General features: G+C 41.9%; 17 protein-coding genes. 7 read left to right on the plus strand and 10 right to left on the minus strand.

Annotated elements, in window-relative coordinates; all coding sequences use genetic code 11:
- The first annotated feature begins 53 nt into the window (after window positions 1-53).
- On the plus strand, window positions 54-359 hold the full coding sequence (locus QM629_RS00165) for a hypothetical protein (protein WP_415155950.1): 306 nt from the start codon (window positions 54-56) through the stop codon (window positions 357-359).
- A gap of 305 nt (window positions 360-664) precedes the next feature.
- Window positions 665-2,713, plus strand: a complete 2,049-nt coding sequence (locus tag QM629_RS00170) for an ATP-binding protein (protein WP_415155952.1) — start codon at window positions 665-667, stop codon at window positions 2,711-2,713.
- Here the strand turns inward: QM629_RS00170 and QM629_RS00175 are convergent.
- The 8 genes from QM629_RS00175 to ubiE all read right to left on the minus strand — a co-directional run bounded on the left by QM629_RS00175 (window position 2,706) and on the right by ubiE (window position 7,464).
- On the minus strand, window positions 2,706-3,023 hold the full coding sequence (locus QM629_RS00175) for a hypothetical protein (protein WP_415155954.1): 318 nt from the start codon (window positions 3,021-3,023) through the stop codon (window positions 2,706-2,708). The genes QM629_RS00170 and QM629_RS00175 overlap by 8 nt on opposite strands.
- Window positions 3,020-3,886 (minus strand): hypothetical protein, encoded by an 867-nt coding sequence (locus QM629_RS00180; RefSeq protein WP_415155956.1) that lies wholly within the window; start codon window positions 3,884-3,886, stop codon window positions 3,020-3,022. Before QM629_RS00180 ends, QM629_RS00175 begins: the two co-directional genes overlap by 4 nt.
- Before the next feature lie 317 nt (window positions 3,887-4,203).
- Window positions 4,204-4,431: a response regulator transcription factor gene (locus QM629_RS00185; protein ID WP_415155958.1), complete on the minus strand. Its 228-nt coding sequence runs from the start codon at window positions 4,429-4,431 to the stop codon at window positions 4,204-4,206.
- Window positions 4,432-4,487: 56 nt separating this feature from the next.
- Window positions 4,488-4,634 carry a hypothetical protein gene (locus tag QM629_RS00190; RefSeq protein WP_415155960.1) on the minus strand — a complete coding sequence of 49 codons (147 nt, stop codon included), beginning with the start codon at window positions 4,632-4,634 and terminating at the stop codon, window positions 4,488-4,490.
- 10 nt (window positions 4,635-4,644) lie between these two features.
- Window positions 4,645-5,100 carry a sensor histidine kinase gene (locus tag QM629_RS00195; RefSeq protein ID WP_415156075.1) on the minus strand — a complete coding sequence of 152 codons (456 nt, stop codon included), beginning with the start codon at window positions 5,098-5,100 and terminating at the stop codon, window positions 4,645-4,647.
- A complete protein-coding gene (locus tag QM629_RS00200) occupies window positions 5,016-6,356 on the minus strand; it encodes a histidine kinase dimerization/phosphoacceptor domain -containing protein (protein WP_415155962.1) in 1,341 nt (446 codons plus the stop codon). The genes QM629_RS00195 and QM629_RS00200 overlap by 85 nt, the downstream gene beginning before the upstream one ends.
- Before the next feature lie 51 nt (window positions 6,357-6,407).
- The gene (locus tag QM629_RS00205; RefSeq protein WP_415155964.1) at window positions 6,408-6,668 is read right to left on the minus strand and encodes a hypothetical protein; all 261 of its coding nucleotides are present in this window, start codon (window positions 6,666-6,668) and stop codon (window positions 6,408-6,410) included.
- A 52-nt stretch (window positions 6,669-6,720) separates the two neighbouring features.
- Window positions 6,721-7,464 carry a bifunctional demethylmenaquinone methyltransferase/2-methoxy-6-polyprenyl-1,4-benzoquinol methylase UbiE gene (gene ubiE / locus QM629_RS00210; RefSeq protein ID WP_415155966.1) on the minus strand — a complete coding sequence of 248 codons (744 nt, stop codon included), beginning with the start codon at window positions 7,462-7,464 and terminating at the stop codon, window positions 6,721-6,723.
- A gap of 75 nt (window positions 7,465-7,539) precedes the next feature.
- Between ubiE and QM629_RS00215 the strand changes: the two genes are divergently transcribed.
- From QM629_RS00215 to QM629_RS00225, 3 genes are all read left to right on the plus strand, one after another.
- Window positions 7,540-8,565: a GntR family transcriptional regulator gene (locus QM629_RS00215; RefSeq protein ID WP_415155968.1), complete on the plus strand. Its 1,026-nt coding sequence runs from the start codon at window positions 7,540-7,542 to the stop codon at window positions 8,563-8,565.
- A gap of 171 nt (window positions 8,566-8,736) precedes the next feature.
- Window positions 8,737-11,136, plus strand: a complete 2,400-nt coding sequence (locus QM629_RS00220; protein ID WP_415155970.1) for a hypothetical protein — start codon at window positions 8,737-8,739, stop codon at window positions 11,134-11,136.
- Window positions 11,137-11,547: 411 nt separating this feature from the next.
- A complete protein-coding gene (locus tag QM629_RS00225) occupies window positions 11,548-12,060 on the plus strand; it encodes an acyl-CoA thioesterase (RefSeq protein ID WP_415155972.1) in 513 nt (170 codons plus the stop codon).
- 111 nt (window positions 12,061-12,171) lie between these two features.
- Here QM629_RS00225 and dapA read toward each other — a convergent pair whose 3' ends face one another.
- Window positions 12,172-13,056, minus strand: a complete 885-nt coding sequence (dapA, locus tag QM629_RS00230; protein ID WP_415155974.1) for a 4-hydroxy-tetrahydrodipicolinate synthase — start codon at window positions 13,054-13,056, stop codon at window positions 12,172-12,174.
- Window positions 13,057-13,273: 217 nt separating this feature from the next.
- A complete protein-coding gene (locus tag QM629_RS00235) occupies window positions 13,274-14,245 on the minus strand; it encodes an acetyl-CoA carboxylase carboxyltransferase subunit alpha (protein WP_415155976.1) in 972 nt (323 codons plus the stop codon).
- Window positions 14,246-14,436: 191 nt separating this feature from the next.
- Between QM629_RS00235 and QM629_RS00240 the strand changes: the two genes are divergently transcribed.
- Both QM629_RS00240 and QM629_RS00245 read left to right on the plus strand, forming a co-directional pair.
- Window positions 14,437-14,910, plus strand: a complete 474-nt coding sequence (locus QM629_RS00240) for a 23S rRNA (pseudouridine(1915)-N(3))-methyltransferase RlmH (RefSeq protein WP_415155978.1) — start codon at window positions 14,437-14,439, stop codon at window positions 14,908-14,910.
- 290 nt (window positions 14,911-15,200) lie between these two features.
- On the plus strand, window positions 15,201-15,599 hold the full coding sequence (locus QM629_RS00245) for a response regulator (protein WP_415155980.1): 399 nt from the start codon (window positions 15,201-15,203) through the stop codon (window positions 15,597-15,599).
- The last annotated feature ends 4 nt before the right edge of the window (window positions 15,600-15,603 follow it).

Here is a 15,603-nt window from a genome sequence, read left to right on the forward strand (position 1 = left end):
TATGAACGAGCGTATTTTCAGTAAACTTCATCATTCATAATAAAAACAAAAAAATGAAAAAAACAAACATCTTATTCTTAGGAGTTGTAATAGTACTGGCTTCCTGCGGTGGCAGCGCGGGATGGCAGCAACCGCAACGCGATAAATTGATCAGTGAATGTAAAGAGAAAGCTATTGCTACTATGTCTGCCAGCGGTCAAACACCCGATGGGGCAACGAAACAGAAATTAGTCGGCTATTGCACCTGTTACCAGCAAAATTTAGAAAAGAAATTCCCCGATCCCGATGCAATGGGCAAGGCTGATGCCGGCGATGTGGCCAATGCGGCAAAAGATTGCCTGGAGCTAATGGTAAAATAAGCATGGAAATGGCTATATTAGTGTGGGTTATTAGCCGTTACGGACTAAAAAGATTATCTGGGCACCTGACTATGAGCAAATACTGTGTGTATACTTTATTGTTCTTAACCTGTTTATTGGCGTCCAAACAGTCTGTAATTTATGCCCAGGATTTTAATAAAGATAGCCTGCGCCACATTATTTCCACAACAACTAACTCCCGGCAGAAAGCGATTACCCTTTATCAATATGCACGTTTAATCAGAAGGGGAAAAAACGACTCGGCGATCATAATAGCCAGACAGGGTCTGGCTATTAGCCGGAAAATGGACTTTTACTCCGGAATTGCGATGAACTGCAATATGCTTGCCACTTGCTGGTTTACAAAAAACAATGACAGCGCACTCTATTACGGCAGGCTGGCCCGGTTTTATGCCACGCAAGCGAATACTGATTATGAGTTATTATTAAAAATTCATAGCAATCTTATCCAAATTTATATTGAGTTTGCTATGTATGATTCGGCCTTACATGCCGGGCGAAAAGCTATTTCAATTATAGATGCGTGGTCGGGTGCTAAACGGGAAAAAAAAGAGCGGTTTATGCATTTGTACGCGGCTATGGGCCGCATATATTTTCATATTAGCAGTTATGACAGTAGTGCCATATACTATTCAAAAGCGATTGTACTTGGCGAAAAATTGGGGTCATATTACTACCTTTCCAATTACTATAATAATTTGGGTACAGTTTGCGCCGCAAACAATGAACTTTACAAAGCTATTGGTTGGGCAAAAAAATCTATTGTAGCCTGTAAGCGTGAAAACGATTTGGCTTACCTCATATTTGTATATGCCAGTATTGCCAGCCACTATGAAATTTTGGGCAACTATGAATTGGCAAAGAGATATGTTGACAGCAGTATCCATCTTGCTTATGCCTCTGATACAATCCGGTTGCCTGGTATGAGCTACCGTGTGCTGGGCGATATTGAAGCCCATTACAAAAACTACACCGCTGCATTGGAGTATTATCAAAAAGGATTTGCGATCGAAAACCGGAAAAGTGGTAATGAACGCAACCGTCTGAATTTTCGCAGAAAATTTGCAGGCATTTATTTATTACTGAATAATCTGCCATTGGCAGAAAAGACATACACCGAAATAATACAGTTGGCAGGCGCTAATAATGAACTCAAAGCTAATGCGTATATGGGTCTGTCGGAGGTCTATCAAAAGCAGGGAAACTATATGGAGGCATACAATGCGCTGACGAAAGCCAAAAAACTATATGACGAGATTTTTAATGTGCAGAAAAATAAAACCCTGCAAGACTTAAATATTAAATACGAAGCAGAAAACAAAGAGAAACAATTGCTTTTACTTGAAAACGAAAAACTATTGCAGCGGCAGCAGATTGACCGGCAAAGCGGCGAATTGACGGTCAGGTCGCTGATGCTTAAAGAAAGGGAAAGAACAATAGAAATTGCCCGCCTGGAAGCCGACAGGCAGCGGCAGATGATGATGATACAGGAGCTGACTTTAACTAAAAACAGAAACGATTTACAACAACAACAGCTCGCCTTATCCGGCGCCAACCAGCAATTGCAGGTAGAGCAGCAGGAAAAAGCGCTGCAGCAGGCCAATTACAGCCGCCAGAAAAACAGGTTTATATTAGCCATTGTAGCGGTGTTGGCCACCGTAATTATACTTGCTTTATACTATAACCGCCGGCAATTGAAAGCCAGGGCTGCCAGCCAGCAGGCATTGCTGCAGGAGCGCCTGCGCATCAGCCGCGAGCTGCACGATGAAGTAGGGGCTACATTAAGCGGCGTGGTTATGTACAGCCATTTTACAAGGGACCAGGTAAGGGCTTCCAATATTACGGGTGTGGAACATTCGCTCAGCATTATGCAGCAATCTTCTGAAGAAATGGTGCAAAAACTCAATGAGATCGTGTGGCTGGTAAGCCCCGAAAAAGATACCCTGCAAAAATTAGTGCAGCGGCTGGAAGAATATGCCCGCAAAATGGCCGCTATCAAAGGCATGAAAGTGCAGTTTAATTTACCGCAATCTTTACCCGGATCGGGCATTGGTTTTGAACGCCGGAGGACTGTTTATCTTATATGCAAAGAAGCTATTAATAATGCGGTTAAATACAGCGGTGCCAGCCAACTGAGTTTTCATGTGAAGATAACAGATGAAAAACTTCTGATAACAATAAAGGATAATGGCGGCGGCTTTGATACCGGCAGGGAATATACCGGTAACGGGCTGGTAAATATGAAAAACCGGGCCGGCGAAATTAATGGCAGCCTTTTTATACAATCTTCGGAAAAAGGTACCTGCATTTCATTTGAATGCGATATTAAATAGGAACCCAGTCCGGTGCGCTGGAATCTTGCTTACGGTATATGATCACCGACTTAGGTTGAGGGCCTTCCAGGTTTTGTGGAAAGAGTATAAGAACACGGCAGGTTAACCGGTGTATAATGCCAAGCGGTCTTGCCGCAAGGCTGCCCGCTTGTGGCGTTAAGGTGCCTATGGTAGTAAGAAAAGAAGATGCGTCAACAGTCCAGGTGCCTTCCAGGAAGCTGCGGTCGAAATCCTCAGCTACCACGCTAGGGTTGCTGCCGCAAAAATCACTTTCACGGGGTGCGGGATCGGCCGATAAAAACTCTGTCATCCCGGCATAAGTGCCATCCTCAAAAAATTTATAGATTTCGTTGGGCCAGTTAAAAAAGTCTGGAAAAAGAGGCTTCGCTTATTTTCTGCAGCACAATTGGCTGTATAAGAAGATACGCCATCAGTGCAGCAACCTTCAATAATTTGTCCGGTCAACCCCCATAATTTATTAGGGCTGTTAAAAAACCGGATGACACGGGGTTGATCATCAGGATCAACGATATATGACATGTGCCACGCCCAATATTCCCCCTCTTTGGTAACGAGGCCGCACTGTCCGCCGGTGGGGTCTGTTTCGGGCGATGAAGCATTAACCGGCACGGTAATCTCATCCAGCGGCTGCCCACTTGAATCGTAGGGGGCAATGGCTATTTCAAAAGGTGGCGCCGAACCTGCAGGCGGCACACCGCTTGTATCAATGAGGCCATCGAGGTCAATGCCAATAAGCACAACGGATATCGAATCATTGGTAGCCACATCAGGCACTTCGGGGACGTTATAGTAAAATATACCGCCGCTTCCTCCCACGTACACCTGCATATAAACGCCTGCAACATTTTTAGTGGCGCCCTCGTGCAAAAATTCTATGGGCAACATTATTTTATCCATAAGATAAAGCGTGTCTTTAAAAGAAATTTTCAGCGAACTTTCAGTAGAACCTTTTGGAATTGTACCGGTTAGTTTTGTGGCATTTGAAAATAATAGATGGCTGGCAATGGAATCGGCATTTGCAATATTGGTATTGTCGCCCGGGTTGCCGGGCTCTTCGGGCGAGGTGTTGGCGCTTTTGCGGCAGGCATGTATCATACTTGTAAAAAATGCCAGTATGCATAAGGCGCTGAACAACTGATAAAAATGTTTCATAAAAAAAATTTAAGTAATCTGAATATTTTATATCGAACTGGTTTAACCTTTTGAAAATCTGCACAAACAGGTCGTGAAAGAAACCCCAACGGTACTGTTGACACCGCGAAAGCACGAACGTTGTGAGACCTTTGTGTCGTTAAGTCGTTGTGTTTTATTCAAAAAAGAACATTTTGATTGAAGTTTAAACAAGTTCATTCTCAAAAATATTCCCGGGCAGAAGCTATCTGGCTACCCTTTTGGATAGTATTGGTAGAACTAACCTGATTAAGCGATAGGAATATAAATGGAACAGCGCCCTTAGCTGGTCTTTGGCTTTATTTCATCATCAGTTCACGAAGCTTTGAAATAGCGGTGGTTCTGGTAAGCACATCCAATTTTAGGTAAGCGTTGTTAATATGCTTTTTCACTGTATTAACAGAGATGTATAATGCTTCAGCAATTTGCTGATTGGTCATACCAGTATAAATAAGCTTTAATACTTCAAATTCCCGCTCGCTGAGCCGGTTTAAAATATGCCTGTTTATTTTTTCAAAAACAGGCACTTGTTGATGCCGGTTCTGAAATTGTGCGTAATTGGATATGGCTATTTCTAATGAAGCTACCAGCGCGGCCCCGTTAAAAGGAGCGCCTCTTCGGCGTCATAAGCAATACCACAAACCTTAAAATCGTGATTATCCAGATAGCAGGCAATGTTTTCTGCAATTACAGGTTCGTCTTCTACAATAAGCACGCGGATATCTTCCATAATGTAAGATTTATGAGTATGAGCAAACCTGGTACTTTTTGATGTATAACCGCACGCAGGTGCCATTATTATTAAGAACCACTACCTCCGCTTTTAGTTTATGCGCAAAAGCCTTTATCAGTTTGTATCCCAGCCTGCCGGAACGATCCAAATACAGGCCAGACGGGAACCCCACTCCATTATCTTTCACTTCTAAAACCAGTTCCTCCCCGTTTTCGTTTTGCTGCATCGTTATCATTAAAAGCCCTGATTCTTTGTTGCAAAATGCATGTTTAAGTGAATTGCTGATCAATTCATTAAGCACCAAACCTGTCAGCATCATGGTGTCAGCGTCTAAAGTGATCTTCTCTATTCTTGTTTTTAAGCGGATGCTGTTTTTCTTTACATTATAGATATAAAAAGGTTTTTTACCAGTTTGCAGACATAGTCTTCCATTCCTGTTTTTGGGGTATTCCTTTCCTGGTATAGATCCTGGTGAATAAGCGCCATGGTTTGCTCCCTGTTGAGGCTTTCCTTAATCGTTTCAGCTGCCAGCCCTTCGCCGATGGCCGATACCTGTAAATCAAGAAAGCTGGAAATAACCTGGAGATTATTTTTGACGCGGTGGTGCATTTCTTTCATCAATGTCCTGAGTTCAGCATCTTTTTTTTCGATGATAAGGCTTTTTCTCTTTTGCTTACGGTAAAGCGTAAAAATGATAATGGCTGAAAAAAGAACCCCCACTGCGGTTATCATCGAAATCAACCTAACCGTTCTTTCATTCTTTAGTTGAAGCTCTTTTGCCCCGTTTTGAATATTTAAGATCCGCACTTCGTCTTCTGTGCTGTTCGCCTTTAAGATATACTCCAGTTCTTTTAAGGTGGTAAAGCTGTTTTCGGAAAATAAACCCGTCAGCCTGTCCGTATACAACACCTGGTACTGGTAGGCTTTTTTATAATCTTTATGATGATAATAGGCATCGCTCATATTTTTATATACAAGCGAGAACATTTCCGGAAAACCTGTTCGTTGTGCCACCTGCAGCGCTTCGTTATATTTCTTTTGCGCCGACAGTGTGTCCAAAACAGTCATATTGTAATTGCCGGTTTGTATCATATAGCGAATCGTGATATTCAAATAAGCAGTATCGGATAAATGCGTTTTTATAAGATCAAGGGTTTCTTTGGCTTTTGTTATATTTCCCAATCGTAAAAGAAACGATACCTGGCTAAGCCGGCAAAGGTTTGCATCATATGATAATTTTAGCGCTTCTGCCAGTAATATAGCCTTAGAGTTGAAATATAAAGCGCTGTCAAATTTTTTTTGATCATAATATACTGCTGCTAATTTTTCAAGAATACGCAGCGCTCCTTTTTTATCATTTAACCGTTGTTTTATTTCAAGCGCTCTTCTTAAGGTCTGATTACTGTGCAGTGCCAGGTTCGGCATAACATGATATAACAGACCCATGTATTCCAGGATGTCTGCTTCCATATCTTTCAGCCGGAATTGTTTTGCCAGCCGCAGGGCGTAACTAAGATGCATGCCTGATAACTTATAGTTCCCCCGGTCTCTTCCTATCTTAAAATTTATAAGCGCTATTTCATTATCCGATTTACTTTCTATAAAATATTTCTTGGCATTTATAAATCCTCCTAATGCCTTGTTATGATTGTTATGAAGAAAATACATTTCGCCCATTTCATAAAATGCATTGCCCGCACTATAAAAATCATTATGCATCAGCGCCTTCTCTATGGCTTTGCGAAAAAACTTATCGGCACAGGAAGTGTCCTACCTGCCGATTTTTTTTGCGGTTACTATCAGTTGGGGGATGGTAAGTGTTTCGCTAACAGCACAGTTATTTGCATGGGCATTCTTCTCTTTCCCGTCCTGTGCTGCAAGGGGCAACACTGAAAGGAGATATATCCAGTGCATGCAGGCTTTTTCATAACCTGAAATTAATTTTTTATCTACAATCAGATACTCGCCTAAAATTGGGATATTTATTGATGCGAACGATACTCCTTCGGGTAGTTTTAATCTTCGGAACAAACAGGTACTGCTCTTATTTTTGAGCGCCTGGTCAAATAATTAGGTTTGTAAGTTATTTACTGCCATAATAAATGCAGCACATACCAAAAGTAAGCGGTTGATATGAGGTGTTTTTAAAGCCCGCTTTTTCCAGTATGGCTGTAAAATCACTCCGCTCCGGAAAAGCATTAGCCGATCTGTTGAGGTACTGATAAGCCTGTTTATCCTGTTTAAAAACCTTCGCTATTTGCGGCGCTACTACGCTCATATATACCTGGTAAATGCTTTTGATAAAGCCCGGCTTAGGGCGCGAAAATTCGATAATACAAAGTCTGCCGCCATCTTTAAGAACGCGGTACATTTCGGTCAGTCCCTTCTCCAGGTTTTCAAAATTGCGCACGCCAAATGCAGCCATTACCACATCGAACCGGTTTGCGCTGAAGGGCAGATTTTCAGAATCACCTTTTTGAAGACTTATTTTTGATGAAAGCCCCAATTTCTCGATTTTTTTCCTGCCTTCCGCCAGCATTTGTGAAGAAATGTCAATACCGGTAATATGTTCGGGGTGTAGCGTTTTATGTGCTCTTATGGCCATATCTCCGGTGCCTGTAGCTATATCCAGGATGTATTGGGGCTGGTATTTTTTTAAAGCGTTAATAGCTTTTTTTCGCCAGCGTATATCCGTTCTGGCAGACAGAAAGCGGTTCATAAAGTCGTACTTTCCGGCAATTTTATCGAACATTTCGGCTACCTGTTCCTTTTTGGTTTTTTTCGATGCTCCAAACGGAATAATATGGTCGTGTGGCTGTATTAACATGGCTGCAAAGATAGTACTTCGCCTTAATGGAGATCATAGTTTATATTTGTCCGGTCATAGAAAAGGATATTGATAATGAAAGACTTTTTCAAAAACCTGGAATTAGATGTACTTTCTTCAACCCCGAAGTATTTACAATTAGCGCAATCCCTTGTAAAAGCTATTTCAATTGGCAAAATAAAGCATGGAGACCTGGTGCCCTCTATTAATGAAATGAGTTTTGAATTTGATATATCGAGGGATACAGCTGAAAAATCTTACAAATACCTGAAAAAACTGGGCATACTGGGCTCTGTGCCGGGTAAGGGATATTTTGTAAAAAATACCGATGTTAAAAACGATATTAAGGTTTTTCTTTTGTTTAATAAGCTCAGCGCCCATAAAAAGATTATTTACGACTCTTTTGTAAAAACACTGGGCGAAAATGCGGTGATCGATTTTTATATTTACAATAATGATTTTAATCTTTTTAAGAAATTGCTGACCCATGCAGGCAAACACTATTCCCATTATGTAATTATTGCCCACTTCCTGGAAAGCGGTGAAAATGCCTATGAAATATTAAATACCATACCCAAGGATAAGTTAATATTACTGGATAAACTGGTGCCGGGAGTGGAGGGAGCGTTTAGCGCCGTTTACGAGAATTTTGAAGAAGATATTTATAATGCCCTGGAAGAGGCTTTGGAAAGACTGAAAAAATACGAAGCGCTGAAAATAATGGTGCCTTCTTACACTTATTTCCCTGACGAGATTACAAAAGGATTTAAAAAGTTTTGCCACGAATACGCGTTTTCGGGCGCTGTGGTGAACGATATCCGTAAAGAAACGCTTCAGCCGGGTACCGTATATATCAGTTTGATGGAAGACGATCTGGTTACCCTGATAGAGAAGATAAATGATTCAAAACTGGAAATAGGAAAAGATATCGGGGTGATCAGCTATAACGAAACCCCTCTGAAAAAATTAATCCTGCAGGGAATCTCAACCTTTTCTACCGGATTTGAAGAAATGGGCAGGCAGGCTGCGCAGTTGGTGCTGGACTCAACCAGGCGCAAGATTGCTATTCCCTTTTATGCAAAACTGAGGCCATCACTTTGAAGAAAAGGTTATTGTTGTGAATGGTAAATAATAAAAATTTTTTGCTAAAATTACTGTAAATATTTGCAAACATTTTGTTGTAAGCACTTACAGGTTTAATTTTCAGTTCAGATAGTGGAAACCGCGGAATCGCCGCACGATCTTAAGAAGTGTTCAAAATTATAAAAACAGATGAAGTATAAATTGTCAGGCTCTGGTTCAGCACACTCTTTTTTAATATTTATTTTCACATTTATCTTATCGGGTATTGCAAATGCCCAGGATATTACTGCAAGGCTTGAGGATTATGCTGCCCGGTTTAGCGAAGAACGGGCTTACCTTCATTATGATAAATCATCTTATGTACCAGGAGAAACGATCTGGTTTAAGGCATATCTTTTAACAGAGCTGGTGGCAGCAACTGAAAGTAAAAACTTTTATGTGGACTGGATAGATGATAAGGGCAACATACTGCAACATACCACCGCTCCGTTAGTGGATGGCCTGACAAACGGGCAGTTTGATATTCCTGCAGGTTACAAAGGGCAATATATAGCCGTAAAAGCCTATACAAGCTGGATGTTGAATTTTGATTCTTCGATTATTTACCGCAAGGCGATCAATGTTCTTAACAGCGATTCTTTGAAGGCTCCCCGGAAAATAACGATTAAACCGGTGCTTGAGTTCTTCCCTGAAGGCGGAGACGCTATTGCGGGCATAAACGGGAAGATCGCTTTTAAAGCCAGGGATCAGTGGGGCCGGCCGGTAAAGATAAAAGGAAGGATTACCGCAAGTGATGGTAAACTGGTTGATAGCCTGAGCGTGCAGCACGATGGTATGGGGTATATTTCATTAAAACCCAAACCGGGTACCACCTATACGGCCAAATGGAAAGACGAGCAAAATGTGGAGCATACAACATCCCTGCCGGATATAAAATCTACGGGTGCAGGATTGCAGGTAGCCATTTCAGCAGGCCGCAGAGATTTTAAAGTAATGCTTTCTGAAGATCTTTCTGCCAAACTTGATAGCGTATATGTTGTTGGTACCATGTTTAACCACCCTGTTTTTAACATTGCAAAATCTGCAAAAGGTGATATTGCAGGGATTGTGCCTACGGCTAATTTACCTTACGGTATTTTAACTATTACTGTTTTTGATAAAGGATGGCAGCCGCTTGCCGAACGTATTACTTATATTGATAATAATGCACCGTATATTTTCAAACCCGAGATGGAAGTGCAGCGATGGGGATTAAGCTACCGCGCCCGTGATGAAATTAAAATAACGGTTCCTGAAAATATTGCTTCTTCCTTATCGGTGTCGGTTACAGATCTGAGCATTGATGCGGATACCAGTGAAAATATTTTATCAACATTAATGCTTACCAGCGATCTTAAAGGAAAAGTGCACAATCCGGCCTATTATTTTACAGCACCTTCTGATATGAAGCAGCAACAGCTTGACCTGGTAATGCTTACCAACGGGTGGCGCCGGATCAACTGGCAACAGGTAGTGTCGGGAAAGCAGCCGGCTATACTTTACCCTAAAGATACATCCTACCTTACCCTTTCGGGAACGGTGCAGGGAGCAGTTCCCGGTGCAATTGGCGATAATTCTTTTGCAACGATGATCCTTACTCAGAAAAAAGCAGATAACAAATTTGTGCTGATGCCACTGAAACGAGATGGCAGTTTTAATGATCCTTCCATTATACTTTTTGATACGGCGCAGATATATTACCAGTTCCAGGATAAGAACCTGAAAGGTCTGACGATGTCGTTCATGCCTAATAAGCTTCGGGTACCACCGGTTGGCAGCAGTTTTTCGGATATGCTATGGCCCGATACTACAGGCAACTGGCGACATTTATTGCTGGCCGGCGAGTTTAACAATAATGTGGAGAAAAGTAAATATAAAGAACTGGAGACCGTTACGGTAAAAGCCAAAGCCCAATCTGTAGTGGAAAAAATGGATGAAAAATACGCTTCCGGGCTGTTCAGCGGCGGAGATGCCATACAATTTGATGTAATTAATGATCCCTTCGGAAAAGTAGGGGATATTTTCAGCTATTTGCAGGGAAAAGTAGCCGGGCTCCAGATTACAGGACAGGGCTCCGGTGCCCAATTGAGCTGGCGGGGCGGGGCTCCTCAGCTATATGTAGATGAAATGCCGACAGATGCAGATATGGTGTCCGGTATTAATATCAATGATGTAGCTTATATAAAAGCTTTCCGGCCTCCATTTATGGGCGGTTTTAACGGGGCGAATGGCGCTATCGCCATTTACACACGCAGGGGGGATGATGTGCAACGCGATCCCAGCAAAGGCATACCCAGCAGCAAAGTTTACGGATATACTGCTATACGGGAATTTTATTCACCTAAATACCTGAGTACAGAAATACCGCCGGGTGCCGACAGGGATGTACGTACCACGCTTTACTGGAATCCAAACATTATAGTGGACCCAAGGACCAAACATGTAGTACTTACTTTCAATAATAATGATGTTACAGATGCTTTTCGCGTGGTAATAGAAGGGATGACTGCTGACGGTAAGCTGGCGCATCTTGAAGAAAAAATGGAGTAAGCGATGGGTGATAAATTTTGAATAGCGTAAACAAATAACAGTACCGTCATCTCGACTCAAGGATTTGCGGTGCCTACCTACCGGCAGGCAGGCAAAATCAATGCGGTGATGACAAAAAGGATCGTCCTTTCCGAACGCAGCGAAGCGGAAAGAGAAATCTTCTCCATTTCAGCAGATTTCTCTTCGTTCCATTGTGCGGAACTCATCGAAAAGACGACTAGCCATTAGCATATCGCAGATACGTCATTGGCACCGCAGGGAGAGCGCTGCTGATACGGAGCCGACAGGTAATGATGAATGGGTGAACCGGCATTAAGCATTACGCTTTAGGCCTTTGGCCTTCCTCTGAAACCTGCAACTTGAACCACGCACCATGAACCCTGAACTCGTTACCTTTGCCAAAATTTTAATATGGAAAAAAAACCTGCCGATAGTTTAGTGATCATGACAGAACTGGTACTTCCTAACGATACGAATGTGTTTGGCAATCTGATGGGAGGCAGATTGATGTACTGGATGGATATTGCAGCAGCGCTTTCTGCACAAAAACACAGTAATGCACCTGTGGTTACAGCGTCAGTTGACAATCTTTCTTTTATGAATTCAATCAGGCTGGGTAATGCTGTTCATATTGAAGCACGGGTAACCAGGGCTTTTAATTCTTCTATGGAGGTTTTTTTAAATGTATGGGGGGAAGATCTGGTAACCCAGCACAAATACCAGAGTAATACGGCATATTATACATTTGTGGCACTTGACGAAAACAGCAAACCTATCCCTGCTCCGCCCCTCGAACCGGGAACCGAAGAAGAGGTAGCGTTATACAATGGCGCGTTGCGGCGCAGGCAGGTGCGGCTGATATTAGGAGGTAAAATGAAACCGGGCGATGCTACCGAATTAAAGGAGATGTTTGAAAAGGGATAGAAAAGCCCGGGGTCTTATAATCGCTTACATGAATAAATCGCTGTGCTTCTCAAAGGGCATAAAAAAACTGTACCTGAATACGATGCAGTTTTTAATAATATTCTTCTGTTGTTATAAGCTGTTCATCAGGTCCTTAATATAAGCTGCATGTTTTTCGCTTACCGGAACTACCGGAAGCCGGCAATCGGTGGTGCATAACCCCATTTCTTTGAGGTATTGCTTTACACCCGATGGGCTGCCTTCGCTGAACATAGAATTGATCACATCGGTATATTTTAAATGCAAGGGCAATGCTTCGGCAAATTTACCGGCAAGGCATAAGCGCACCATTTCAGAAAATTCGCCAGGGTAAGCATTGGCTATTACTGAAATAACCCCCTGGGCGCCCAGCGCCATCATAGGTAAGGTAATGGCATCATCCCCGCTGATCATCATAAAGTCAGCAGGTTTATTTTTAACGATCTGGTTGATCTGATCAAAATTCCCGGAGGCTTCTTTTGTTGCGATGATGTTTTTGCATGTTTCAGCTATACGTAAAGTAGTTTCGGCGTTTACGTTCATGCCGGTTCTGCCGGGCACATTGTACATAATTACCGGCAGTGGGGCGGCATCATTAATAGCTTTGTAGTGCTGGTAAATGCCTTCCTGCCGGGGTTTGTTGTAATACGGCGATACCGAAAGGATGGCATCATAACCATCCAGCTTCATTGTTTTAAATGCAGAAAGTATTTCGCGGGTATCGTTACCGCCAATACCGGCAACAAGACCGGTCCTCCCTGCCACTTTTTCTTTTACAAAATCGAAAAGCACCTGTTCTTCTTCCCTTGTTAAGGTAGCGCTTTCTCCCGTAGTGCCGGCTACAGTGAGATATTCTATTTTATTTTCAATCCAGAAGTTGATTAATGTTTCTAATGCCGGCCAGTCGAAATCGCCGTTAGGAGTAAAGGGTGTTACAATTGCGATACCCGTGCCGGTAAGTTTTTGTTGTAAAGACATGAGAGAATGGATGATTTATGATTTGAAATTTGAGATTTTGACATGTATGATGACTGATGATAGTTAACAGATGACAGCACGCGTACATCATACATCTGACATTCGTACATTTATTGTTGGGGTTTATTGAGCAATTGAAGTGAGTGACACAAGATCGACGATAGTAGCTGTGAAGCCGGTTAATAAAAATAGACACCGTCAAACCGCCAACTCCAATTTATACTTCTTCCCAGAAGCCCATTTTGCTGAATTTGGCAATACGGGCATTAATACGTTTCTGCGGATCAATGTCCTTTATTTCAGCGAGGCCTGCAATCAACTGCTGCTTTAAACTTTGAGCGGCCCGGGCATAGTCCCATTGGGCGCCGCCATCGGGTTCCGGAATAATTCCGTCTATAAGGCCAAACTCTTTCATTTTTGTTGCAGTGAGTTTTAGTTGTTCTGCAGCTTTCATTTTATAATCCCAGCTGCGCCATAAAATCGTGCTGCAGTTCTCCGGAGAGATCACCGTATACCAGGTATTTTCCATCATATATACCCTGTCGCCTACGCCAATACCTAAAGCGCCGCCACTGGCGCCTTCACCAATTACCACACAGATCACAGGTACGCTCAGGCGCATCATTTCGTAAATATTCCGGGCTATGGCTTCGCCTTGTCCCCGTTCTTCAGCTTCCAGGCCAGGGTAAGCGCCGGGAGTATCAATTAGCGTAATAACCGGTTTGTTAAACTTTTCTGCCAGCTTCATCAGGCGTAATGCTTTTCTGTAACCTTCGGGGTTAGCCATGCCAAAATTGCGCAGCTGGCGCTTTTTGGTATTAGAACCCTTTTGCTGCCCGATGATCATTACCGTGTGCCCGTCAAGCGAAGCAAACCCGCCCACGATCGCTTTGTCATCTTTTATATTGCGGTCGCCATACAACTCCACATAATTCTCGGTCATCAATTCGATATACTTATGTGTATAGGGTCTGTCCGGGTGGCGGCTCAGTTGCACGCGCTGCCAATCGGTTAAATTATGGGTGATCGTATTACGGGTTTCTGTCACTTTCTTTTCGAGCTGTTCAATTTGTGCTGAAAGATCGATATCCGTTTTCTTTTGACGATCGGTGGCTGACTCAATTTCGTCCAATAAATCTTTAATGGGCTTTTCAAAATCGAGGAATTGCCTGTTTTGAACTTCTGGCATAATTAAAATGCTTTTATAAAGCGGCTAAATTAATAAATAATTGGTGAAGCATGTTGAAAATTCATCCTTCATCCTTCACCATTCATAATTTTTCCCTTGCTAATAAAAAAGTATCTTCGTCCTGTTGAAAAGTGCTGATGGTTTTACAGCGCTTTTCTTTTAACTGCTTTAATAAAATTAATTCTATGTAAATGAAGATAGCATTCTGGTCCATTGGCAAGCCCCATGAACCTTATGTAAAACAGGGTATCGAAGATTTTTCTAAAAGAATAAGCCATTATTTCGGGCTGGATTGGGAAATTGTGCCTTCTCCTAAAAATGCCGGAAAAATCGGCGCCGATGAGCTCAAAAAAATGGAAGCGGACAGCATTCTTGCCAGGCTGCAGAAAGATGATTTTTTAATCGTACTTGACGAAAGGGGGCAGCAATTGACTTCTGAGGCACTGGCCGTTCAGATACAAAGCTGTGCCAATGCCGCAATCAAAAAGATTGTTTTTTTAATAGGAGGTGCATTTGGGGTCCATAAAACCGTCTTAACCAGGTCTAATATGCAATGGTGTTTATCAAAACTTGTATTTCCGCATCAGTTGGTCCGCCTGATTCTTGCAGAGCAGGTATACCGCGCCTGTACCATTTTAAAAAACGAAAAATACCACCATCAGTAATTTAATTTTATACAGACCGGTAAACATTTAACAAAAATCATAAACTTTTTATACTGTTGCAACATGTTTATACACAATAACTTAATAAGGAGTATACTATTCAAATGTCCAACAAATCAACTTGGGTTAATTTTATTGAACAATAAATGTTACGTTTGCACCATGTTTTTGCCCTCAACCAGAAATCAAAGGTTTTGGATATTTTCCTAAAAACCGCTTGTATTTCTTGGAATGGTTACTTTTTGAAAATGGTCGGCTAAAGTGAGCGGCATTAATAAATTTAATTTAAAATGACATATCCAAAACGAATCTTGGTTGTTGATGATGATCCGATTTTTAGACTAATTGCAAAAAAATTATTGGATAAAACAGGTGAAAATTTAGATATCACTTTTAAAGAAAATGGTTTTGAGGCCATTACTTTTTTAAAGCAAGTAATTAAAGAAAATAAAACGGCTCCCGATTTAATTTTATTGGATATAGGCCTGCCCATTTTGAATGGCTGGGAGTTTATGGAAGAGTTTATTAAAATACCGCAGGAAGCAACGCAACATATACAAATCTATATTGTCAGTTCGTCCGCCGAGCCGGAAGACAGGAGCCGAAGTAAATCTTATCCCCATGTTAAAGCATACGTTCCCAAACCCTTATCAATAGACATTGTAAAAGATATACTGCAGTCGCTGTAAAATA

The organism is Parafilimonas sp. (assembly GCF_047606085.1).
In the GTDB taxonomy this organism is placed as follows: domain Bacteria; phylum Bacteroidota; class Bacteroidia; order Chitinophagales; family Chitinophagaceae; genus Parafilimonas.